At 52.6% G+C, this 21,725-nt stretch carries 29 protein-coding genes and 1 other annotated feature; of the genes, 6 read left to right on the forward strand and 23 right to left on the reverse strand.

Going from position 1 to position 21,725, the window contains the following annotated elements:
• Nucleotides 1-20: 20 nt before the first annotated feature.
• The 18 genes from J1782_RS23040 to J1782_RS23120 form a co-directional block, all read right to left on the reverse strand.
• Nucleotides 21-302, reverse strand: coding sequence for a phage tail assembly protein (locus J1782_RS23040; RefSeq protein WP_195816470.1), 282 nt, complete (start codon nucleotides 300-302; stop codon nucleotides 21-23).
• A gap of 57 nt (nucleotides 303-359) precedes the next feature.
• Nucleotides 360-869, reverse strand: coding sequence for a phage major tail tube protein (locus J1782_RS23045; RefSeq protein WP_152323991.1), 510 nt, complete (start codon nucleotides 867-869; stop codon nucleotides 360-362).
• 14 nt (nucleotides 870-883) lie between these two features.
• On the reverse strand, nucleotides 884-2,053 hold the full coding sequence (locus tag J1782_RS23050) for a phage tail sheath protein (protein ID WP_165061571.1): 1,170 nt from the start codon (nucleotides 2,051-2,053) through the stop codon (nucleotides 884-886).
• A 171-nt stretch (nucleotides 2,054-2,224) separates the two neighbouring features.
• Entirely contained in the window at nucleotides 2,225-3,184 is a 960-nt protein-coding gene (locus J1782_RS23055; RefSeq protein WP_217153960.1) for a phage tail protein, read from the reverse strand.
• On the reverse strand, nucleotides 3,174-3,788 hold the full coding sequence (locus tag J1782_RS23060; RefSeq protein ID WP_217153961.1) for a phage tail protein I: 615 nt from the start codon (nucleotides 3,786-3,788) through the stop codon (nucleotides 3,174-3,176). Before J1782_RS23060 ends, J1782_RS23055 begins: the two co-directional genes overlap by 11 nt.
• Complete coding sequence (locus J1782_RS23065) at nucleotides 3,781-4,689, reverse strand: baseplate assembly protein (RefSeq protein ID WP_217153962.1); 909 nt, start codon at nucleotides 4,687-4,689, stop codon at nucleotides 3,781-3,783. Before J1782_RS23065 ends, J1782_RS23060 begins: the two co-directional genes overlap by 8 nt.
• A 4-nt stretch (nucleotides 4,690-4,693) precedes the next feature.
• The gene (locus J1782_RS23070; RefSeq protein WP_165061580.1) at nucleotides 4,694-5,044 is read right to left on the reverse strand and encodes a GPW/gp25 family protein; all 351 of its coding nucleotides are present in this window, start codon (nucleotides 5,042-5,044) and stop codon (nucleotides 4,694-4,696) included.
• Entirely contained in the window at nucleotides 5,041-5,682 is a 642-nt protein-coding gene (locus tag J1782_RS23075; RefSeq protein ID WP_165061583.1) for a phage baseplate assembly protein V, read from the reverse strand. The genes J1782_RS23070 and J1782_RS23075 overlap by 4 nt, the downstream gene beginning before the upstream one ends.
• Nucleotides 5,683-5,763: 81 nt before the next feature.
• Nucleotides 5,764-6,228 carry a phage tail protein gene (locus tag J1782_RS23080; RefSeq protein WP_217153963.1) on the reverse strand — a complete coding sequence of 155 codons (465 nt, stop codon included), beginning with the start codon at nucleotides 6,226-6,228 and terminating at the stop codon, nucleotides 5,764-5,766.
• The gene (gene lysC, locus J1782_RS23085; RefSeq protein WP_229893707.1) at nucleotides 6,191-6,433 is read right to left on the reverse strand and encodes an Rz1-like lysis system protein LysC; all 243 of its coding nucleotides are present in this window, start codon (nucleotides 6,431-6,433) and stop codon (nucleotides 6,191-6,193) included. Before lysC ends, J1782_RS23080 begins: the two co-directional genes overlap by 38 nt.
• Nucleotides 6,324-6,749, reverse strand: a complete 426-nt coding sequence (gene lysB, locus J1782_RS26430) for an Rz-like lysis system protein LysB (RefSeq protein ID WP_165061588.1) — start codon at nucleotides 6,747-6,749, stop codon at nucleotides 6,324-6,326. The genes lysC and lysB overlap by 110 nt, the downstream gene beginning before the upstream one ends.
• Nucleotides 6,746-7,258: a lysozyme gene (locus tag J1782_RS23090; RefSeq protein WP_217153965.1), complete on the reverse strand. Its 513-nt coding sequence runs from the start codon at nucleotides 7,256-7,258 to the stop codon at nucleotides 6,746-6,748. Before J1782_RS23090 ends, lysB begins: the two co-directional genes overlap by 4 nt.
• Nucleotides 7,239-7,460 (reverse strand): HP1 family phage holin, encoded by a 222-nt coding sequence (locus J1782_RS23095; protein WP_152323981.1) that lies wholly within the window; start codon nucleotides 7,458-7,460, stop codon nucleotides 7,239-7,241. The genes J1782_RS23090 and J1782_RS23095 overlap by 20 nt, the downstream gene beginning before the upstream one ends.
• Nucleotides 7,451-7,654, reverse strand: coding sequence for a tail protein X (locus tag J1782_RS23100; protein ID WP_152323980.1), 204 nt, complete (start codon nucleotides 7,652-7,654; stop codon nucleotides 7,451-7,453). Before J1782_RS23100 ends, J1782_RS23095 begins: the two co-directional genes overlap by 10 nt.
• A 201-nt stretch (nucleotides 7,655-7,855) precedes the next feature.
• A complete protein-coding gene (locus J1782_RS23105) occupies nucleotides 7,856-8,050 on the reverse strand; it encodes a hypothetical protein (protein ID WP_217153966.1) in 195 nt (64 codons plus the stop codon).
• 145 nt (nucleotides 8,051-8,195) lie between these two features.
• Complete coding sequence (locus J1782_RS23110; RefSeq protein ID WP_217153967.1) at nucleotides 8,196-10,079, reverse strand: replication endonuclease; 1,884 nt, start codon at nucleotides 10,077-10,079, stop codon at nucleotides 8,196-8,198.
• A gap of 103 nt (nucleotides 10,080-10,182) precedes the next feature.
• Nucleotides 10,183-10,407 carry a TraR/DksA family transcriptional regulator gene (locus tag J1782_RS23115; RefSeq protein WP_217153968.1) on the reverse strand — a complete coding sequence of 75 codons (225 nt, stop codon included), beginning with the start codon at nucleotides 10,405-10,407 and terminating at the stop codon, nucleotides 10,183-10,185.
• Entirely contained in the window at nucleotides 10,407-10,682 is a 276-nt protein-coding gene (locus J1782_RS23120; RefSeq protein ID WP_217153969.1) for a DUF5347 family protein, read from the reverse strand. Before J1782_RS23120 ends, J1782_RS23115 begins: the two co-directional genes overlap by 1 nt.
• A 200-nt stretch (nucleotides 10,683-10,882) precedes the next feature.
• Between J1782_RS23120 and J1782_RS23125 the strand changes: the two genes are divergently transcribed.
• From J1782_RS23125 to tyrA, 3 genes are all read left to right on the forward strand, one after another.
• Nucleotides 10,883-11,473 (forward strand): phage repressor protein CI, encoded by a 591-nt coding sequence (locus tag J1782_RS23125; RefSeq protein WP_152323975.1) that lies wholly within the window; start codon nucleotides 10,883-10,885, stop codon nucleotides 11,471-11,473.
• 296 nt (nucleotides 11,474-11,769) lie between these two features.
• Nucleotides 11,770-12,846 (forward strand): 3-deoxy-7-phosphoheptulonate synthase, encoded by a 1,077-nt coding sequence (locus J1782_RS23130; RefSeq protein WP_152323974.1) that lies wholly within the window; start codon nucleotides 11,770-11,772, stop codon nucleotides 12,844-12,846.
• 6 nt (nucleotides 12,847-12,852) lie between these two features.
• Nucleotides 12,853-13,974 carry a bifunctional chorismate mutase/prephenate dehydrogenase gene (gene tyrA, locus J1782_RS23135; RefSeq protein ID WP_101078506.1) on the forward strand — a complete coding sequence of 374 codons (1,122 nt, stop codon included), beginning with the start codon at nucleotides 12,853-12,855 and terminating at the stop codon, nucleotides 13,972-13,974.
• 72 nt (nucleotides 13,975-14,046) lie between these two features.
• Here the strand turns inward: tyrA and pheA are convergent, their stop codons facing one another.
• The 4 genes from pheA to bamD all read right to left on the reverse strand — a co-directional run bounded on the left by pheA (nucleotide 14,047) and on the right by bamD (nucleotide 16,909).
• Entirely contained in the window at nucleotides 14,047-15,201 is a 1,155-nt protein-coding gene (gene pheA / locus J1782_RS23140) for a bifunctional chorismate mutase/prephenate dehydratase (RefSeq protein ID WP_208951528.1), read from the reverse strand.
• Between the two features lie 53 nt (nucleotides 15,202-15,254).
• Nucleotides 15,255-15,379: a sequence feature (Phe leader region), on the reverse strand.
• Nucleotides 15,331-15,378, reverse strand: a complete 48-nt coding sequence (locus J1782_RS26590; protein ID WP_369794779.1) for a hypothetical protein — start codon at nucleotides 15,376-15,378, stop codon at nucleotides 15,331-15,333. It overlaps the preceding feature by 48 nt.
• A 136-nt stretch (nucleotides 15,380-15,515) precedes the next feature.
• Nucleotides 15,516-15,860 (reverse strand): ribosome-associated translation inhibitor RaiA, encoded by a 345-nt coding sequence (gene raiA, locus J1782_RS23145; protein ID WP_152323971.1) that lies wholly within the window; start codon nucleotides 15,858-15,860, stop codon nucleotides 15,516-15,518.
• A 314-nt stretch (nucleotides 15,861-16,174) separates the two neighbouring features.
• Entirely contained in the window at nucleotides 16,175-16,909 is a 735-nt protein-coding gene (gene bamD / locus J1782_RS23150) for an outer membrane protein assembly factor BamD (protein ID WP_104924502.1), read from the reverse strand.
• A gap of 130 nt (nucleotides 16,910-17,039) precedes the next feature.
• Here bamD and rluD point away from each other — a divergent pair, with 130 nt between their 5' ends.
• From rluD to clpB, 3 genes are all read left to right on the forward strand, one after another.
• Nucleotides 17,040-18,017, forward strand: coding sequence for a 23S rRNA pseudouridine(1911/1915/1917) synthase RluD (gene rluD / locus J1782_RS23155; protein ID WP_152323970.1), 978 nt, complete (start codon nucleotides 17,040-17,042; stop codon nucleotides 18,015-18,017).
• The gene (gene yfiH, locus J1782_RS23160; RefSeq protein ID WP_217153970.1) at nucleotides 18,017-18,754 is read left to right on the forward strand and encodes a purine nucleoside phosphorylase YfiH; all 738 of its coding nucleotides are present in this window, start codon (nucleotides 18,017-18,019) and stop codon (nucleotides 18,752-18,754) included. Before rluD ends, yfiH begins: the two co-directional genes overlap by 1 nt.
• Before the next feature lie 130 nt (nucleotides 18,755-18,884).
• The gene (clpB, locus tag J1782_RS23165; protein WP_165061603.1) at nucleotides 18,885-21,458 is read left to right on the forward strand and encodes an ATP-dependent chaperone ClpB; all 2,574 of its coding nucleotides are present in this window, start codon (nucleotides 18,885-18,887) and stop codon (nucleotides 21,456-21,458) included.
• A 73-nt stretch (nucleotides 21,459-21,531) separates the two neighbouring features.
• Here the strand turns inward: clpB and J1782_RS23170 are convergent.
• Nucleotides 21,532-21,725, reverse strand: a 194-nt coding sequence (locus J1782_RS23170) for a hypothetical protein (RefSeq protein ID WP_217153971.1), incomplete at its 5' end; no start/stop codon positions are given.

Below are 21,725 nucleotides of genomic sequence, written 5' to 3' on the forward strand. Positions count from 1 at the left end.
GGTGAGACGGGACGCGATTTTTACGCCTCCGGTTTCGGTGATAAAAAACCAATCACCTTGCCTGCCAGCGCAATCAGGTCCGGCAATTCAAGGCGCGCGCATTCTTCTTTGGTCAGGTTGGGCATCGTGATGCGCGGCAAAATAGTGATTAACGCGTCAACATCCGCATTGGCCAGTGCCGCAAGGCCGATACCGCGCAGGCTGCCCGCGGTCGGTTTAGTGACCTGGATTTCGGTGATTTCGGTTTCACCGCGTTTTAGCGGAACATCCAAAATGACGGTGTTGTTTTCAGTCTGGCTCATGATTTTTCCTGTTAAAGGAGAGGAAGCCGGCAAGGTTCTGCCGGCTCAGGGAAGGGGTTACAGGCCGAGCGCGGTGCGGTGTTCCGCCAGGCGGTCAACGCCATTGACGATTTCCACCATATTGACGGTGTCGATCTCAATCAGCTCTTTGCCGTCGATGGTCAGCTTGAAGTAAGTACACTGCGTGGTGACTTTGGTTTCAGTGTCTTCGCCCTGTTTGTATTCGCCGAAATCAAACTCTTTGTGGCGGCCACGCATCATCACTTCGACTGCGGAAACGTCACCGGTGTCGTCGCGTTGCAGTGAACCGGCAAAGCGCAGCGGAATATCCGACGTGCTGCCCCATTGCTGTAAAACCAGCTCATCCAGGCCGCCGATAGACCATTCCAGGGTCAGCGCGTCGTCGTCCAGACCGAAGTCCACGGCGACCGAACCGCTCATGCCGCCGCCGCGATAATTCTCCAGCTTGCGGGTCAGTTTCGGCAGGGTCAGGGAAGAGACCAGGCCCAGATAGCTGTTCCCATCGTTGAACAGGTTCAGGTATTTCAATTTCTTAGGAAGTGCCATGAGTCATTGTCTCCTTAGCTGTTAATGGACGCGGCAAAATTCACCAGATAAGAGTCGGTGATGCGCTGGCGCAGGGTCAGATCTTCCAGTGGAGGAACCGGGGTGTAGTCGTAATCGATAAACAATTTCCCGGCTTTCAGGGTTTCAGCGGTGTTCGCGGTTTCGTCGTACCAGCAGTCGCCGTCGATGATGTAACCCGCTGATTTCATTTCACGCATTTTGGCTTTAATGCCGTCGATCATGTCGCGAACCAGCGTCGGGGTCATTGGCTTATCGACTGCCCACATATGTGCTTCAGCCATCGTGTCCGCCAGAACCTGCGCCGTGCGGGTATAGTTTTCAAACAGGAACAGGGTGTCATCGCTACAGGTACGGTTGCCCCAGAAACGGAAGCCGTCTTTGCGCACCAGTGTGGTGACGCAGGCTTCGTTCAGCAGATCGGCGTCAGTGCCACTAGCCTGCAAATCCCAGAAGACGCTGGCAGAAAGGCCGGTAACCCCGTTGACGCCCACGTTGGATAACGTTTTGTGCCAGCCGGTTTCCTGGTCAATTTTGGCGCGCAGGCCCAGGGCTCTTGCGGTGGCATAAGCAACGTCAGGCTGGCTGGTGGCAGTATTCCAGTTCACGAAATCAGGCCAGATCAGCATCAGTTCGCGCTGGCTGAAGTTATCGCGATACTTGATGGCATCGGAAATATTTTTTGCGCCATACACGCCGACATAGCCGAAAGCGCGCAGCTGCTGGCAAACGCCTGCCAGTGCCGTGGCAACGGCCTGATTATCCAGCCCCGGAACGCCCAAAATACGCGGTTTCACGCCAAGTTCTGCCTGTGCGGAAAGCAGCGCTTTCATGCCGGTGTAGCGGCCATTGGCATCGGAACCGCCAATAATATTGGTGGTCGTTTCTGCTTCATCTTCACCTGTCGCGACGCGTACTACGACGGTGACCGGTTTACATTGATCGGCAATCGCCAGCAGTGCTGCACGCAGCGTACCGGAAGTGCCCGCTTTACCGCTGGCGGCCAGAACGTCGGTGATCAGAACCGGCGTGTTGAGGGGAAATAAAGTGGCATCCGCATCTTCTGCGGTACACACCATGCCGATAATTGCTGTTGAAACGGTGGAAATAACGCGGGTGCCGTCGTTGATTTCGACGACGCGTACGCCGTGATGATAATCAGCCATCAGGTCGACTCTCTCTGTTGTGGGTGGTGAAGCAAGGATGCCGGTTCACAAAAGAAAGCGCATTCGATGGCAGGCGTGGCAGGAGTGGCACAACAGAGGGGGAATAAAAAAGAGATAATGAAAATTATCTCTTTAAAAAATAATAAGTAATATTAGTAAGTTAAATCAGAATCAGGCTGCCCGAACTATATAATTAAAAGCGATATTGCGGGGACGGGTTTCATTGCCGCCAGTAGATGATGTTGGGACCGGGGGAGAATAATCATAACCCGCATAACTGTTATTTGATAAGTGTCCAGGAACCTCGTATGTACCGGAATTCATTGCGGAACCATCGGAAGTTGGTGCGTAATGCGTATGAGCCAAAATTGAATGTTCCTGAGCGCCATAGATGACCCGCCCTGCATCAACCCCTCGTCCATCATCCCAGCCACGAATAAATTCGCCTCGCAAATCAGGCAACAAACCCAGAGGGTAAACAGCGGCAAGTTTTGGATACTTTGCCTTATCAAATGCCGCGCCATTACATTTTAACCACCCTGCTGGTGGCGTTGCTGTCGGCCAGGGGAGGGGAATACCCACTGGCAGATCGTATTGCGGATGTGGATTCGCTGCCGCCACATGGTTCGCCATCACATTGTCTGCGTACGCTTTGACCTCAATGACTTTATCATCGACATATTTGCGCGTCGCCAGCACCACCGACGGGTCAATTTTCAGCGTCACTGCGTCTGTGCTGTTTACCACTAAGATCATGCGAACCGTCTGAGTCCGGCCGCTGCCTTCCTGCAATTGCGGTTTATAAGTTTCCGGGCAGTTGGCAATGGCAATCAGCGTATTGTCCTGATCGAATAAGCCAATCTCACGGATCCAGAACCCCCCCTGATCTTCAGGAATGATTTGTTCTGCGATGATCTGGTTAGTATTCGCCGGATCAACTGTGAGTGAGTTGAGTGAGGCTCGACGCTTTTCGCCGATCAATTTTGTTTGCGCCGGATCGGGGGTTGGCAAAATACCGCCACCGTCTCCCACTGCCATTTGTGTCAGGCTAAGTTGTGTACCCAGCGCAGTCGCATTAGCCAGTTTCGCTGCACCCAGATTGGTCAGCAACGCATAATATTTAGCTGTCATAATTAACTCTCAGGTTGTCGATTAAATGAATGGCTGAACCGCTATATACAGAGCCGGAGGCAGTAATGGTTTCAGGGAAATAGGGATAAACCGTCAGCTCTTCGCCGTCGTAAGTCGCTGCGGCGAGATAAAAATCTCCCGTGACGTCCAGATTGATAGACAGACCAATCAGATGGCGGCTACAGGGTTTAGCATCGGTGATCAGGCGTTCGAGTTCCTGATACATTTCTTCTGTAATGCCCGTTTCAAGAACGCCGACATCGAGGCAAAAAGTGCCGGGAGCATCCCTGGTCTGCCACCATTCGGTGACGCGAATTAAATATCCCAGCGGTTCAACAACCCGGCGTAATGCGCCGATGGTGCCTTTGTGTTTATGCACGAACCAGGCGGCGCTAACGGCAGAGCGTTTTGCCTGTTCGGTCCAGTTCTCATCCCATCGGTCGACCGAAAATGCCCAGGCCAGATAAGGTAATAATTCCAGCGGGCAGGAATCAGGATCCCAAAGTTTACGCAGAGGTACGTTGATATTGCCGATTTGAGAAAGCGCCTGAGCCGCGGCAATTTCAAGCTGTGTTGAGCCAGAGGGAAGGAGCCGCTCATTCATCCGAGCCTCCGACGGTAAGCGAGTAGGCCGTACATAAAGAGGCCTGAGTTTTATCAAGCACGATGTCCGCCATCGGCGACGACAGCTCGACCCGCTGAACGCCTTCAACATGCAAGGCGGCATAGATTGCAGAAAGCCGGATGTCCCGACCTAGCCGGCTTTGCGTGTTGATATAGGTTTTGAGTTGCGCTTCAGAAGCTGCGCGGACAGGCTCAATTTCTGGCGTTGGCAAGACATAGAGCACGGCATTAATCTGATAAGGCACAATTTCAGCGGCCTGGACTGTGACGCGATCGGCAACCGGACGGACATCTTCATCGTTCAGGGCGTTTTCTACCGCAATGAGCAAATCACCGGAGGCAGCGCCGTTGTTGTCACGTGACAAAATAGTCACTGTCACTACCGCGGGCGACGGGCTGATTGCCGATGCATCTGCAATACGTCCGTCTGCCGAGCGGGCATGATATTCGTAAGCGCCCGTCGGACCGGCCACGCTTAATCCTTCAAACGCCTGAGGGATGCGCATACGTAAATCGCTATCGGTTTCCAGAATGGCTGCTGTTGGCGGAATAGTGGTGGTATCCGCAGGCTGTAAAATCAGACGCTGGACGTTGAAATTCGCTGCCAGCTGATCCAGATCGCTGCCCGTGGCATACGCCACCATCACCGCGCGGGCGGCTTCGTTTACCCGCTGGCGCAGGATCAGTTCGCGGTAGGCATTCTCTTGTAAGAGTTTGACCAGTGGCTCGGATTCCAGCGTCAGCGTACGGCTGATGGCTTCCTGCTGATCGGCGGGATACAGGGAAACCAGCGTGGTTTTACGTTCTTCAAACAGACTTTCATAATCCAGTTTTTCGACCACATCGGGGGCCGGTAACTGGCTCAAATCGATCGTTGCCATAGTGTCAGCTCACAGGAATATTGAGAGAGAAATCGGTTGCCGTATCGCTACGGTTTCCGGTCAGTTCCACGACCATTTTGCCGGTGTAACTGGTGTCAAAAGTAATGGCCGAGAGTGAAATACGCGGTTCCCAGTGCAACAAAGCGGTGTAGCAGATCGCCATCATTTGCAGGCGCAGTGCGTCGTTTTGCGGCTGGTCGATGAGCGATGAAAGCAGTGAACCGTAGTTCCGGCGCATCACCCTGGAACCGACCGGTGTGTTCAAAATATCGCTGACGGACTGGCGGATATGATCGAAATCTTCAATTGCCGTGCCGTTGTTTTTGTTCATCCCCAGGTACTTTGGATTACTCATTGCGGGCCTCCGGTTTGACCGCCGCCAGTCTGAACGCCGCTGTGGCGATGGGTGTGCACAACGATGCCGTTGGACGTCAGGCTTCCGCCGCTGTGGGTTAAATTGCCGGTCAACGTGCCACCTTGTTTAACTTCAAGAGAGCCGGTGGTCAGTTTGCGGGTGCAGACGACTTCCGGCGTATCCAGCGTGATGCGTGTGGCGGCGGTGCAGCGGATTTCCGGCGCGGTGACATCAACCTGCTCCGACGCGTCGATCACCGCCGTTTTGATGCCGCTGACTTTCAGGGCGCCGTTCGCCGGTTCGTACTCAAAAATCGCGCCGTCCGGAAATGCCAGATGCAGGGCATCTGCCGAAGCCGACGGTGCCGGTGAGGCATTGGAAAACACGGCCGGTAAGACGAATGCGGTATTGAGCTCGCCGCCCATCGACAGCAGTAAAACCTGTTCGCCCGGAGAGGGCGCCCACCAGCTGCGGGTCCGGCCCGCGCGGTGCGTCATCCACGGCAACCACGCCGTCACGTTGCTTCCGGTCGTAACGCGGCAGCGGGCGTTGGGTAAATCCAGTTCTGACACTGTTCCGATGCGTACCAGATTGCCAATCAGACGCATGATGTCGTTGAGTTGAAAGTTTGTATTCATGGGATTAAGGATGCCGTTTCACAGGGTTGAGCGACAACTGATGGCCGTCTGCCAGCGGATGGCACAACAGTTGTTATCGGGTTATTCGGTCCAGCTGCTGATCAGTTCTCCGTTGAGATAAACCTGGCGCGGCAACGCGACGTTCTCCGGCAGCGGCGGTTCCGGCAGGTGAGTGATCGTCCGTACAAAATTTTCGTCGGCGACCTGAACCCGCTCAGTGAGTTGCAGCGTGAATGACAGCGCTGCGCCCGGCTGCACAAAAGCAAAATTGGTCAGCCGGTGCGCCGCGTTGCCGAGAATCTCAGGCTGATTGATCCGGAGCCAGTCGAGGATGGCGACCACCATCTGGTCAGTCAGACTTTCATCGGGCGCGTTGTCGCTGCTGACGCTTAACGTCAGCGGATAGCGATATTCGAAAGAAAGTGAAGAGGCCGAGGTGGCGACGACATTTCCCGCGCCGGTGGTCATCACCAGCTTTTCAGGGGCGGATTGGAAAAAGGGGATTTGCTCAATCAGCCGTTGTTTTAGCTGTAGTGGTTTTTGCATGTTGTGCCTCCTGACACTTTTTGATGGTCTCAATCTGCAGGCCGCAGCTCAGCAGGGCGGATTCCAGCTGGAGAATATCGGCGCTCAGCGCCGCGTTAGTGCGCGGATGGCTGGACGGAACCGGGCAGGAACTGACCGCCGGACAGCCAATGTAAATAATCGCTGGCGGAGCTGAAGGCTGGCCGGTCGTGCAGCCGGCTAACATCAGCAGGCAGCTCAGCGTCAGCCCACTGGCGCGATTGCGGATTGTCATGAAGGCTCCTTTGCCGTTCCTGTTCCCGGGACTGCATCACCTGCGCGGCGGTGCTCAGGTCTTGACGTAACGCCAGTTCGGCGTCCGCGCGTTGCTGCATTTGCTGATTCAGCTCTGTAATCAGTTGATCCCGCTGGTGTAATTGCACTGTCAGCGCGTCGTGCTGCTGAACGGCGTTGTTGAGGTCGTGCTGTAGTGAACGGTTGGAAAGCAGCAGGATGACGATTAACAGCGCCATTCCTGCCAGAAGTGCCAGCATTGCTTTCATTCAATTCCCTTCAGGCAAACGGTGAATTCGGCGTTTCTCCGGCGTTCCAGCCCGCTGCTGCGCTGGCCTTTCACATAAACCCAGCGAGGAAGTTGTCCGCAGGCCTGCCGCCATTGTTGTTTGTTGATGAAATACGCCAGCGTGGATTTGCAAGCCGCGCCGGTACCGACGTTAAAACTAAATGACACCACGGCATCAAAGACCGGCTGCGGCATGTCGGCGGGCATGCACTTTTTGACGGCGCGCTCGGTTTGCTGGATATCCTGCAACAGGTTTTCAGCCGCCTGATGCTCGCTGATCGCTTTTCCGGGAACCACGCCTGCCGTATGGCCAATGCCGCTGGTCCAGACGCCCGCGCTGCACTGATAGGGTTGCAGCTGGCAACCTTCAAAGTCAGTAATCAGCCGCAGCCCTTCATCTGAAACCTGTAAGGCGTGATAACCGGGCAGCGCCGCCATCAGCGCCAGAACCGCGGCGGCGCTGCACCGCTTAAGAGTTGAGGTCTTCATAGGTGTTCGGATTCAGGTTGCTGCGCGCCAGAAGCTGGAAGCTTTTACGCCGGTAATACCAGTTGACGAGAAAAGTCCCGACGCCCACGCCGGAGCCGACTAAAAAGGCCACATCCTGTGATGTCAGGCCCGCCAGCCAGGTCAGCGACGTGGCAATGAAATAGGCGCAGGCAGAGCTGATGCGTTCAGTATTCAGTCCCATAACTTGATCGCTTCCTGAACCGGTTGTTCAGCGATATCAGGCATTTCAACGGCGGTGCCGTGAGGCAATAACGGGCCTAAGTCCGCGATGCCTTTATTGGCGGCGTACACTTTTTCCACGACAACCGCGGTGCGGCCGTAATAACGCCAGCACATGGAATCGAGGGTATCGCCCTGTTCTGCATAGAGTTTCATCGGTTTTCTCCGCAAGTGAGTGAAATCGTCAGGAGGTGAAATCAGTCTGCGGAATATGGCCGGAGGCAGCAATCTGAGAGGGTTGTTAAACGTGTGGCACAACAGGGAATTGAAGAGGGAGAAATGGCGGGGCGCTTAGCCCGAACAGAAGCCGGAGGAGTAAGCGCCACAACAGGAAAATACCGCCCGCAGATCAGGTTTTCAGTGTGCTTCGTCTGGGCTCCCGTGGTAACAGAGCGCGTCCTGATCCTCACCGGTCAGAGCCTGGCCAGCCAGTTCAGAAATCAGTGACATCACGACAAGAAATTCTTTTGGATTGCATTGCGCTGTCTGCGAAATGTCTGCGATCAATTGTATCCTGGACAACGTTAGCTGTTGTTTAGTCAGGTTTTCCATTTTCTCCCCTCGCCAGATACTGTGTTTATATACAGTATTCTTTAATTGATCTAATACGTCAACACTCACAGCATTTTAAAAAATATAATTCATTGAATTAATGCGGAAATTTTTATTGGCGCGGTTTTTGTATGGATTTCAGCATTCACGGCAGGGAAACCGATCCACAGTTATTGACAGAACTCCAAGGTGAGTAAAAAGGCGGAGTTTCAGGGCGTGGCTGGCGGTGACGGACAATGCGCCATTGTTCGGTATGCGTCAGGAATATCTGCGACTCGCCGATATGCGGCGCATAAATGCCGATGACTTTTTGTCGCGGTTCATCGTAGGCGTTGAGCTGTTCACTGATCTTGCGGGCAACGCGCACGGTCTGATCTTTTCGCCGGATATGGATGCCGCCCTGCGCCTGAATATAACGGGAAAAGCTTCCCTGATCCGCCGAGCTGCGAACTTCTTCAACACGTTCGTCAAACCGGCTGGCGAGGCTCTGGTTTCTGATTCGGCGGCACTCGCGCCAGGCACCGACAGAAGGGATGCCAATGGCGTGAAACTGCGGGATCCGCCAGGTCGATGCCCAGGCGGTGACGGCGGTGGCGACATCGGTCAGCAACCGGCCAGAATCATGATCGGTTTCGCCTTCCAGCGCGTAGCCATCGATATTTTTAGCGACATATTTGGCGATATACCCGGCAGCGCCTCCGCGGTTGAGTGGTTTGCAGTGAAAACGGGATTCCGCTGCACCGGGTTCGTCGGGATCTTCTTCAAGCGCGTAACGGCGCATCACGTCGATCACTTTTTGCTGCTGTTCAGGCGGCGTGAACAACATCATATGCCAGTGTGGCGTTCCGTCGTGATGGGGCTCAACTACGCGAACTCCGTACACTTTCAGGCCTTTATCTTTAAACGTGGTGCGGATCTTTGCCCAGACGGCGACCAGGTATCTCTGCGCATTTTTAGGCGTAAAAGCGTGCTGATTCCATTTGGGATTGAACGTCGGAGCTGAATGCGGACTGTAAGTTTTCATCGGATGGTATTTTGACGGCGTCGTCATCGTGATGAACAGGCCCCGATCCTGCTGCTGACAGGCAACATCTTCGACGCCGGCAATCAGCGTCATCAATTCCATGCGCCGCAGTTTAGGGTTCGAAATGCTGGCTAAAACGGTATCCAGCAGGCTCAGTCTGTCACCGGATTCGACGTTTTCCAGCTCACACTGCTTCAGGTAACTGAGCGAGGAGAGGCGGCGGGAAACCACGTCACGGATGGCATTTTTGCTGGCATAAGGCGAAGTAGACCGGTTTACATAACCGCAGGCGATCATCAGCGCTTCGCGCCACAGACGCTGCTGCGAACGCAGTTGCCTTTCCCACCATTCACCGCTGACCAGCCGCGAAATACTGGCGACCGCCGCTTGCGCGGTCATCCGGCCTTTTTGCCATGCATTCCAGTACAGTGGCTGTACGCGAACGGAACGCGCCATCGCCGACAGATGCCCGAAAATCTCACGCTGCGTGCTGTCTTGCAGTAAAACGTCCGGTTCAGGCACCTGTTCCAGCCAGCGTTCACAATGATGTTCGTAAGCATCCTGCATATGAATGGCCAGGGTGTTTGCCAGCCGTTTCAGTGCGTCATCATTCAGATCGGGCAGGCGGTTGAAGGTTTCCTCTTCTGTCAGCAGCTTTTCCGAATACTGGCGGTAAAGTCTGTGGCGCGCGCTGACCCGCTGGATACGCGGCCATAATCGCTGTACAAACACGGTCATCAGGAAATGAAATGCCGGATGCACGCCCTTTGTCTCCAGTAAAAACTGATACCGCTGATGCAGGGGCGCGCGCAGGCAGCGCGGAAGGGCGGCAATCTGAGAAAGTGCCGCCTGCTGGCGCTGGCAAAAATCACGGCTCAGCGGTTTTTCCAACGGGCTGCTTATTGCCGGGCGCGGCGCATTCCACCACCACGGACCGGCTTCATTTTTTCCGGTCAGGGGAGCGAACGCAGAAGATGATGTTATCTCCGGCAAATTAATTTTCATAAACTAGTTCCCCCAAACGGTTTTGCAGAAAAAAGGCAGCAACATGCCTTCCCGGAAAAGGAATATTTCCAGAATGAATTTATTAAAAACTGAAAAAGAAAAGTTACTTATACGGGCGGTAATTCTTTTTCCTGAGCTCATTAATCTCCTGACACTCAATACAACGCTGAACGCCCGGAATAATCTTTCTGCGCTTTTCCGGAATGACACTCCCGCAATCCTCACAGAAGAATGCAGACGGGGCACGCGTCGTGCGGGTTGCGCGGGCGATTTGTTCCTGTAAAACAGTTAACTGATATTCCTGGGATTCATCCATCCAGTCTGCCATCAGTAAAATTCTCCTGTATATCGCGCGGTAAAATGGCGCAGGGATAATATGGCCTGAGCAATTTTTAATTGCTCCTCGGGTTTTAATTCTGAATACGTCAATAAGGTATGACGGCGCTTAAGTCCGGCATGGAAACATAATGTGGTTTTCAATTTATCCGAAGCCTGATCAAAAATTGTTTCCAGTTTATTTTTTCTGTCAGAAAAATAGGTTTCCTTTAAATGCGCGATCTGGCGCAAGCCTGTGAGCCGCTGCTGCTCTGTGCCTAAAAACATAACCCCTCCTCAATGACCCCATTCCGTGAGCAGGAGATCCTCCTCTCTTTGCCGCCTGTTGCTTCAGGAACGCATTGCGGATTCTCCACTGCGCCGTAAATTTGGTATCATGGCTTTCTATTGGTACATTACATAATCAATCTAAACTTGCATTTGCAAGTTGTCAAGATGATATTTACAGGCCCAGGGGTTTTCGCCAGATGCAATTAGATGAACTCGAAGGTGGGAAAGCCGTTCTGACGCGTATGCTTCAGGCTTACGGCTTTAGCATGCAGAAAGAACTTGGTGATCTGTATGGGTTATCCTCTGGAACGATAAGTACCTGGGTAAGAAGAGATTATTTTCCCGGTGATGTGGTTGTCGCCTGTGCGCTGGATACCGGTGTTTCACTGCGCTGGCTTGCAACGGGCAAAGGGAATATGCAGGATGCGCCGTCCGCAGGATCATCCGCTTCTGCAAGTGTGCTTCAGCTTAAAAAGTTGAGATTGCGAGGTGGCGCTTTAGAAGAGGAAGGCATGTGGGTAGTCGATCCTTCTTTACTGGACGGTTCTCTGGCTGAACCGGCTTACATCGTTAAAGGCAATCACTCCTGGATCATCGATTTAGGCAGCACAATTCCGGGCAACGGGCGCTGGCTTTTGAATATCGATGGCGATGTGGATGTCTATGACGTGGCGCGTATCCCGGGAAATCGCATTAAAGTGACGCGGCAGGACAGCCATTTCGAATGCGGCGTGGAAGAAGTCACGGCGTTAGGGCAGGTCTTTATTACGCTTGATCGCAATCTGTAATTCTTCACCCTCAGCAACCGCCCGGACGCTGAGGGAAATCCCGTAAAATTCCCCTTATCTTTCTGACTCCCCAATCTGACTTTTCCTTACCCCTTCACACTGTGTGTAATTTCCACGGTACAGCAGGTTCAACCCCTCAAGAATTATTGTAAACTTAACTTTCCGTATTCTGGTTTAATGGCTGGTAATGGTAATTTTAAGTTTACAACTAAGGCTTGATAAGTTTACGCGCTGTGTTAATGTTGTCCGCAGATGCCTCAATGGCAGCCCATTTTCCTGATAAGCGGAACACCATCATGCAAAAAGACGCCCTGAATAATGTTCATATCACTGCCGAACAAATCCTGATCACCCCGGAAGAATTGAAGAATCGCTTTCCTTTAAGCGTCAGTGACGAAACCAGCATTTCCGAAGCACGTAAAACCATCGCTGATATTGTGCATGGTCGTGATCCTCGTCTGCTGGTGGTGTGTGGCCCTTGTTCCATTCATGACGTTGACGCCGCGCTCGATTACGCGCGTCACCTGAAAACGCTGGCAGCGGAACTGAGCGACCGTCTGTACATCGTGATGCGTGTTTACTTCGAAAAGCCCCGCACGACGGTAGGCTGGAAAGGTTTGATCAACGACCCGCACATGGACGGCACGTTTGATGTTGAAGCCGGTTTGCACATTGCGCGTGATTTGCTGTTGCAGCTGGTTGGCATGGGATTACCGCTGGCGACCGAAGCGCTGGATCCTAACAGCCCGCAGTACTTAGGCGATTTGTTCAGCTGGTCGGCAATCGGTGCGCGTACGACAGAATCTCAGACTCACCGCGAAATGGCGTCAGGTTTGTCCATGCCGGTAGGCTTCAAAAACGGTACCGACGGCAGTCTGGGCACGGCAATCAATGCTATGCGTGCAGCGGAAATGGCGCACCGGTTTGTTGGCATCAATCAGGCCGGTCAGGTTTGTCTGTTGCAGACCCAGGGTAACCCGGACGGTCACGTGATTTTACGCGGCGGCAAAACGCCAAATTACAGCGAGCAGGACGTTCAGGCGTGTGAAAAACAGATGAGCGACGCGGGACTCCATCCTTCCTTGATGATAGATTGCAGTCACGGTAACTCAAACAAAGACTATCGTCGCCAGCCCGTTGTGGCTCAGTCCGTAATTGATCAGATTAAGGCCGGCAACCGCTCTATTACGGGCCTGATGCTGGAAAGCCATCTGAACGAAGGTAGCCAGTCTTCTGAACAACCGCGTTCAGAAATGAAATACGGTGTGTCGGTAACCGATGCCTGTATCAACTGGGAAACCACGGAAAACCTGTTACGCACCATGCATCAGGAACTGGGTGACGCACTGGCGGCACGAATCGCAGGAGAGTAAGTTTTTATGGTGGCAGAACTTAACGCGTTGCGCGATCAGATCGACGACGTCGATAAAGCGTTGTTAGATCTCTTATCACGGCGTCTGGCGCTGGTGGCAGAAGTCGGGGAAGTCAAAAGCCGTTATGGTTTGCCGATTTATGTGCCTGAACGGGAAGCCGCAATGCTGGCCTCCCGCCGTCAGGAAGCGCAGAACCTCGGGGTTCCGCCGGATCTGATTGAAGATGTATTGCGCCGCGTAATGCGTGAGTCCTACTCAAGCGAAAACGATAAAGGCTTTAAAACGTTGCATCCGGCGCTGCGTCCGGTAGTGATTATCGGTGGAAACGGGCAGATGGGGCGTTTGTTCACGCGTCTGCTGGAGTTGTCCGGTTATCAGGTCAAGGTTCTGGAGCAGGAAGACTGGCCGCAGGCGGAAACATTACTGGCGGATGCCGGAATGGTGATTGTCAGCGTGCCGATTCATCTGACCGAAGAGGTGATTGCCCGCCTGCCAAAACTGCCTGATGACTGCATTCTGGTGGATCTGGCGTCGGTAAAAAACCGTCCGCTTCAGGCGATGCTGGCAGTACACGAAGGCCCGGTGCTTGGCCTGCATCCGATGTTTGGTCCGGATGTCAGCAGCCTGGCAAAACAGGTTGTGGTGTATTGCGATGGCCGCGAACCGCAGGCATACCAGTGGTTACTGGAGCAGTTGCAGGTGTGGGGCGCGCGGCTGCATAAAATCAGTGCGGTTGAACACGATCAGAACATGGCATTTATTCAGGCGCTGCGCCACTTCGCGACATTCGCGTATGGCTTACATTTGTCGGAAGAAAATGTTCAGATTGAACAATTACTGGCGCTGTCTTCGCCGATTTACCGCCTCGAGCTGGCGATGGTCGGGAGACTGTTTGCACAGGATCCTCAGCTTTATGCAGACATTATTATGTCCTCCGAAAGCAATCTGGCACTGATAAAGCGTTACTATCAGCGATTTGGTGATGCGCTGGCGCTGCTGGAAAGCGGTGATAAAGACGCGTTTATCAGCAAATTCAGAAAGGTTGAGCACTGGTTTGGCGATTATGCGCCACGCTTCCTGAAGGAAAGCGGTGCGTTATTGCGACAGGCCAACGACAACCGTAAGTAACGGCTGATTCAGTTAAAAAGAAGGGCGCCGCATCATGATGCAGCGCCCTTTTATTTTGGCTCAAATAACCGGTCAGAGATCGACAGACACGACGTTTTCGCTGGGATAACAACCGAGCACTTTCAGGGAACGTGTGATCGGGGCCAGATCCTTCAGCGCTTTTTTCATCTCTTCCGAACGCAGGTTGGCCTGCACGTCGATATAAAACATCTCTTCCCACGGATTGCCGTTAATCGGGCGAGATTCCAGTTTCGTCATGATGATGCCCTGATCGCGCAGAACCAGCAGCGCATTCACCAGCGCACCTGCCTGCTGACCTGTCGCCATGATCAGAGTGGTTTTGGCAGGAACCTGATCGGTCACTTCAATTGCTTTGCGTGCCAGAATAATGAAGCGGGTGATGTTTTCCTTCTGATTCGCCAGATTGTGTTCAAGCACTTGCAGTTTATACAGTGCGCCACCGGCTTCGCTGCCGAGTGCGGCAATGTGCGGCGAATTTGCGGCGGCCACTTTTTCCATGGCAGCGGCGGTGCTTTCGCAGTATTCAATTTTCCAGTGCGGGAAGCGGTTGATGAACTGGCTGCATTGCTGGAACGGCTGCGGGTGGCTGTAGACCGTCTGGATCTGCGAAAGATCCGTATCGGTCGCGACCAGAACGCAGTGATCAATAGGGTTAGTCAGTTCGCCGACAATCGACAGGCTGGTGTGTTGCAGCAAATCGTAAACGTCATTGATTGAGCCGGAACTGGTGTTTTCGATAGGCAACACTGCGTAATCTGCCTGACCGGTTTCTACCTGCGAGAAGATATCCTGGAATTTCTGGCAGCCGCATTCGATGAACTGATCGAAATGACGGGCAGCAAACTGACGGGCGGCGAGGTGTGAATAGGAGCCTTTCGGGCCAAGAAACGCGATACGTGCGGAGTCGGAACTGGTTTTGTTCAGATGCTGCTGAAGAAGTGCCTGCTGTGTCAGAACGGAATCTTCGATAATAAGCTGATAAACGCGGGTGATGTAATGTCCGTCCAGACCTTGTTTTTTTCCTTCCTGAATCAGTGCATTAATCAGTTCTATCTCGCGCTCTTTATCGCGAATAGGGCGGTGAGAGTGCATCTTGGATTGCGCGACTTCAATCGCCATCGAACGTCGTTCTGCCAGCAGGGCCAGCAGTTTCAGATCTAATGCACTGATGCGCTCGCGCAGTGCCAGTAATGAATTCTCGGTCATGTTATTACCCTTTTGATGTTCTTTCTTTCAGCAAAATTGTGTGAAACGCAGGTATAAAAAAAGCCCCCTTTTCAGGAGGCTTTGTTGTTCGTCTTCGCATTCATTCTTTCGCGACGAAACGCCTCCCAATCAGGGGAAGGTAAAAAAGAATGCGAAGAAAAACAGACGGGTATTCATGTAGGTGTTGTTTCCATAAAGTTGAACTGAGTCTTAAAGTAACCGCTGGGTTTTCCCTGTGTCAATAAGGATTTCTTTCAGGCACAAAAAACGCGCTCCTGAGAGCGCGTTGTGAACTGCCTTTTCGGATAACCCGGTTATTCCTCTTCTTCCTGCACCGGTTCCAGATTGAGTTCTTTGACGCCGGATTCTGCACGGCGGGCTTCACCCTTATGCTGCGCTTTGTTGAGCTGACGCTCAAGTTTGGTGGTCATGTCGTTAAGGGCAGCATACATATCATCATGCGTGGCACTGGCAACCAGTGTGCCATTCGGTGTACTTATGGTCGCATCGGCGACAAATCCCTGAGGTCCTTTCGACAGGATTACGTGCGGGTTAATGAGCTGAGTTTGCCATTTATCCAGTTTTTTCAGACGTCCTTCGATGTGTTCACGAATCGCGGGAGTGATGTCCATTTGTTTACTGGTAATGTTAACTGTCATATGACTTACCTCTCTTTTTCCGTCTCCGATGAATCCAACATACCAGCCTTTTTTGTGAAATGCGTGCTCAAATCCACGGTTTTTTGTCACTTTTTGTCAACCTTGAAGATTCTGTGACCCAGGGTAATTTATGGCGGGAAAGGTCTTGAGACTTGCTGCCGGAGCAGGCATGATTGATGGGATCAGTACGCTATTGTTTCGGTTTTTTCCTGCATTTTGCCGCGCATTTTTTTATCCTTTCTGTTTTCACTCCCCCAAAAAAGAGCCAAAAAAAACGGCAGCCTGAGCTACCGTTTGTGTACGGACATGTAAAATTACGCTGCGCTATTGGCGGCAATAATTTTCGCGACTTTGTCAGCCTGGTTGTTCAGCTGCAGTTCGCGGTAGGCATTTTCCATCAACGGCAGCGCGTCGTGCGTTGCTTTCGTATCCGGATAATCTTTCAGCATTTGCTCTACACGGTTAACGACAGCGACGTAAGCGCCACGTTTAGTGTAGTATTGCACCACTGACAGCTCGTATTTCGCTAAACGATCTTTCAGGAATACCAAACGTTTCGTCGCATCAGTGGCGTACTGGCTGTTTGGATACGAGTGGATCAGCTGGCTGAAATCACGGAATGCTGCACGTGCATGCTGTGGATCGCGGTCTGAGCGATCAACACCGAAAAATCCTTGCAGTGCACTGTCATCCAACGCCATATCCGTCAAACCACGCATGTACATGACGTAGTCGATATTGGGATGGGTTGGGTTCAGGCGCATAAAGCGATCAATAGAAGCCTGAGCCATTGGCAAGTCAGCAGACTTGTAATAGGCATAAATCAGATCTAACTGAACTTGCTGCGAGTAAGGCCCAAACGGATAGCGGTTATCCAGCGCTTCTAATTGCGCAATCGCGCCTTTAAAGTTACCGTCCTGCAGCTTTTGCTGGGCAGTCGCATAAAGGACGTTAGGCGGATTATCGGGAACCGTTTCTTTGGAACTGGAGCAACCGACCAGCGCCAGGCTCAACGTGGCTGCTGCCACCAGATATTTCACACGCGTCATGACGTTTTGATTATCCTCAGGTGTTATTCTGGGAGACTGTCCGTTAAGCTCCCGACAAAGACCAGCTACAATAGCACATTATTTTAAACGGCATCGCCGTGAAAACCCAACGTTAACCAAGAAGCTGCATATGGCACAACAAGTACAACTCACCGCAACGGTGGCCGAATCTCAACTCGGTCAACGGTTAGATCAGGCTTTGGCCGAATTGTTCCCTGATTATTCAAGATCTCGCATAAAAGATTGGATCCTTGAAGACAGGGTCACGGTCAATGGCAAAAAAGTGACCAAACCAAAAGAAAAAGTGTTGGGTGGCGAGGCTATCGCAATCGATGCGCAAATTGAAGAAGAAGCGCGTTGGCTGCCACAAGATATCGCGTTAGATATCGTGTATGAAGATACTGATATTTTAGTCATCAATAAACCCCGCGATTTGGTTGTTCATCCGGGCGCAGGGAATCCGGATGGAACAGTGCTCAACGCATTGCTTCATTATTACCCTGCAATTATCGACGTTCCGCGCTGTGGCATCGTTCACCGTCTCGATAAAGATACTACCGGTCTGATGGTGGTCGCAAAGTCGGTTCCGGCACAAACGCATCTGGTGACGGCACTTCAGGCTCGCGAAATCACCCGCGAATATGAAGCCGTCGCGATTGGTACAATGACGGCAGGCGGCACAGTGAATGAGCCGATTGCGCGCCATTCCACCAAGCGTACGCACATGGCGGTCCATCCGACGGGTAAACCGGCGACTACGCACTATCGCATCATGGAGCATTTCCGTGCTCATACGCGTTTGCGTTTGCGCCTGGAGTCCGGACGTACACACCAGATCCGCGTACATATGGCACACATCAACCATCCTTTGTTAGGCGATCAGCTCTATGGTGGTCGTCCGCGCCTGCCAAAAGGTGCCTCCGAGTCGTTCATTAATATGCTGCGCGGATTCGATCGTCAGGCTCTTCACGCGACTATGCTGCGTCTTTATCATCCGGTCACCGGTATCCAGATGGAATGGCATGCGCCGCTTCCTCAGGATATGGTCGATCTGATCAATGCGCTCAAAGCCGATACCGAAGAGTTCAAGGATCAGATGAACTGGTAATGAGCTCGCTTATCCAGCCTCAATGGCCGCAACCGGCATCGGTGCGGTCATGTGCAACAACCCGTCAGGGAGGCATCAGTTTGCCTCCTTACGGATCGCTTAATCTCGGCGGACATGTCGGAGATAGCCCTGAACATGTCGCGGCGAATCGTCAGCGCCTGGTCGAACTCGGTGAATTGCCGTCTGCGCCGCATTGGCTGGAGCAGGTTCATGGCACCGATGTTGTTAACCTGACGCATCAAACTCCTTCACTTCCTGCTTTAGTTGCCGATGCGGCTTATACCTGTGAACCGGGTGTAGTGTGTGCAGCAATGACAGCTGACTGCCTGCCGGTTCTCTTCTGTAATCAGGCTGGTGATGAAGTGGCAGCAGCGCATGCGGGCTGGCGTGGATTGTGTGCAGGTGTGCTGGAAAATACGGTTTCCCGTTTTGCATCAGCTCCGGACAAGATTATGGCGTGGCTCGGGCCAGCCATCGGGCCGTCGCAGTTTGAAGTCGGGGGCGAAGTGCGTGAAGTCTTTATGGCTTTTGATCCCGCATCATCGGCCGCATTTGTGCCAGCGGGTGAGAAATTCATGGCGGATATTTACCTGCTTGCACGGCTACGCCTTCAGGCGGCGGGCGTTACGGCTATTTATGGTGGCGAGTATTGCACCGTGTCTGACAGTACCCAATTTTACTCTTACCGGCGCGACGGAATTACCGGGCGGCTGGCAAGTTTAATTTGGCTGATATAACCTGTCGAATCAAGACGATCCATCGCGCATAGCAGCTGTCCTCCGAATATACTGCCAAGATAACCTTGAAAACGTGAGGGTTGACCTCATCTAATCTCCAGTAGCAATTTTGTTCAGTATTGGAGGTGTTATGCGTCTGGATCGTCTTACCAGCAAATTCCAGCTTGCCCTCGCGGATGCTCAGTCTCTCGCGCTCGGGCGCGACAATCAATTTATCGAACCCGTCCATCTTATGAGTGCTTTGCTCACTCAGGAAGGCGGAACCGTGCGTCCTTTATTAACAGCAGCCGGGGTTGATACCCAGAAACTGCGCACGGATGTTGATCAGGCTTTGGGGCGTCTGCCGCAAGTTGAAGGTACCGGTGGTGATGTTCAACCATCCCATGAGCTGGTACGTGTTTTAAATCTTTGTGACAAATTGGCGCAACAACGCGCTGATACCTTTATTTCTTCAGAACTCTTCGTTCTGGCTGTCATGAAAGACCGCGGCTCTTTGACTGATGTGTTGAAAGCCTGCGGCGCAACGGCCGAGAAGATTACTGTGGCTATCGATCAAATGCGTGGAGGTGAGAAAGTGGATGACCAGAATGCCGAAGACCAACGTCAGGCATTGAAGAAATTCACTATCGATCTGACCGAGCGTGCCGAACAGGGCAAACTGGACCCGGTCATCGGTCGTGATGAAGAAATTCGCCGGACTATTCAGGTATTGCAACGCCGTACCAAGAATAACCCCGTGCTGATTGGTGAGCCTGGTGTCGGTAAAACCGCCATTGCGGAAGGTCTGGCGCAGCGCATCATTAATGGTGAAGTCCCGGAAGGGCTGAAAAACAAACGCGTGTTGTCCCTTGATATGGGCGCGTTAGTTGCCGGGGCGAAATATCGCGGTGAATTTGAAGAACGTCTGAAAGGCCTGTTGAGCGATCTGGCAAAACAGGAAGGGAACGTCATTCTGTTCATCGACGAATTGCACACAATGGTCGGTGCAGGTAAAGCGGACGGCGCGATGGATGCCGGTAACATGCTGAAACCAGCGCTGGCGCGAGGTGAACTTCACTGCGTGGGTGCGACGACGTTAAATGAGTATCGCCAGTTCATTGAAAAGGATGCGGCATTAGAACGTCGTTTCCAGAAAGTGTTTGTGGCCGAGCCTTCTGTCGAAGACACCATTGCGATTTTGCGTGGGCTGAAAGAACGCTACGAGCTGCATCACCATGTGCAAATTACCGATCCGGCGATCGTTGCGGCGGCAACTCTGTCGCACCGCTACATCTCGGATCGTCAGTTGCCGGATAAAGCAATTGACCTGATAGATGAAGCGGCGTCCAGCATTCGTATGCAGATGGACTCTAAACCTGAGTCTCTTGATCGTCTCGACCGCCGTATCATCCAGCTGAAACTGGAACAACAGGCACTGAAGAAAGAGTCGGATGACGCCAGTGTGAAACGTCTGGAGATGCTAGAAACTGAACTGAACCAGAAAGAGCGCGAATATTCTGAGCTGGAAGAAGAGTGGAAAGCGGAAAAAGCGTCCCTGACCGGCACACAGAATATCAAAGCCGAACTCGAGCAGGCGAAGATCACGCTGGAGCAGGCTCGTCGCGTGGGTGATTTGGCCCGTATGTCAGAATTGCAGTACGGGAAAATCCCTGAACTGGAAAAACAGCTGGCAGCCGCCACTCAGGCGGAAGGTAAAACCATGAAGCTGTTACGCAACCGCGTAACAGATGTGGAAATTGCCGACGTGCTGGCGCGCTGGACCGGTATTCCGGTGGCACGCATGCTGGAAAGCGAACGTGAAAAACTGCTGCGTATGGAAGAGGAGCTGCACAGCCGCGTGATTGGTCAGAACGAAGCGGTCGAAGCGGTATCCAATGCGATTCGTCGTAGTCGCGCAGGATTGTCGGATCCAAACCGACCTATCGGGTCATTCCTGTTCCTCGGGCCGACCGGTGTCGGTAAAACAGAGCTGTGTAAAGCACTGGCGACATTCTTGTTTAACAGTGATGACGCGATGGTCCGCATCGATATGTCAGAGTTTATGGAGAAACATTCCGTGTCACGTCTCGTCGGTGCGCCTCCGGGTTATGTTGGTTATGAGGAAGGGGGCTACCTGACCGAAGCGGTTCGTCGACGTCCTTACTCTGTCATCTTATTAGATGAAGTAGAGAAAGCGCACCCGGATGTGTTCAACATTTTATTACAGGTGTTGGATGACGGTCGCTTAACGGACGGGCAGGGCAGAACGGTCGACTTCCGTAATACGGTAGTGATCATGACTTCTAACCTGGGCTCCGACATTATCCAGCAGCATTTCGGCGAGGCGAGCTATGCGCAGATGAAAGAATCCGTCATGGAAGTGGTGACACACAGCTTCCGTCCGGAATTCATCAACCGTATAGATGAAGTGGTTGTGTTCCATCCACTGGGTCATGCGCATATCAAAAATATCGCGAAGATTCAGCTGGAGCGTTTGTATAAACGTCTGGAAGAACACGGCTATTCAGCAACGCTGACCGATGCCGCGCTTGAACTGCTTGGCAATACCGGGTTTGACCCTGTTTATGGTGCGCGTCCATTGAAACGTGCCATCCAGCAGGAGATTGAAAACCCGCTGGCGCAGCAAATCTTGTCAGGTAATCTGATTCCAGGTAAGCCAATTACTGTTGATGTGGAAAATGATCACATTGTCGCAAGACAGTAATCAGTGGATAAAAAGCCAGTTACGGGCTCCAAAGCGATTTGGAGCCCGTTTTTTATTCATTCATTGAGCGTAATTAGCGCATTCGATGTTTTTCTGAACGGTTGATAAAATTATTGAAATTAGGGGTTGCGGCTTGCTGAGAACTCCCTATAATGCCGCTCCATCGACAGGGAACAACGTGAACAACATCACGAAGTGACCGGGTCGGAAAGATTAAAAACAGCGGCAACCGGATGAAATAAACGGTTGACACTGAATGAGGAAAGC

This window comes from Rahnella sp. BCC 1045 (assembly GCF_019049615.1).
Classification (GTDB): Bacteria; Pseudomonadota; Gammaproteobacteria; order Enterobacterales; family Enterobacteriaceae; genus Rahnella; species Rahnella contaminans.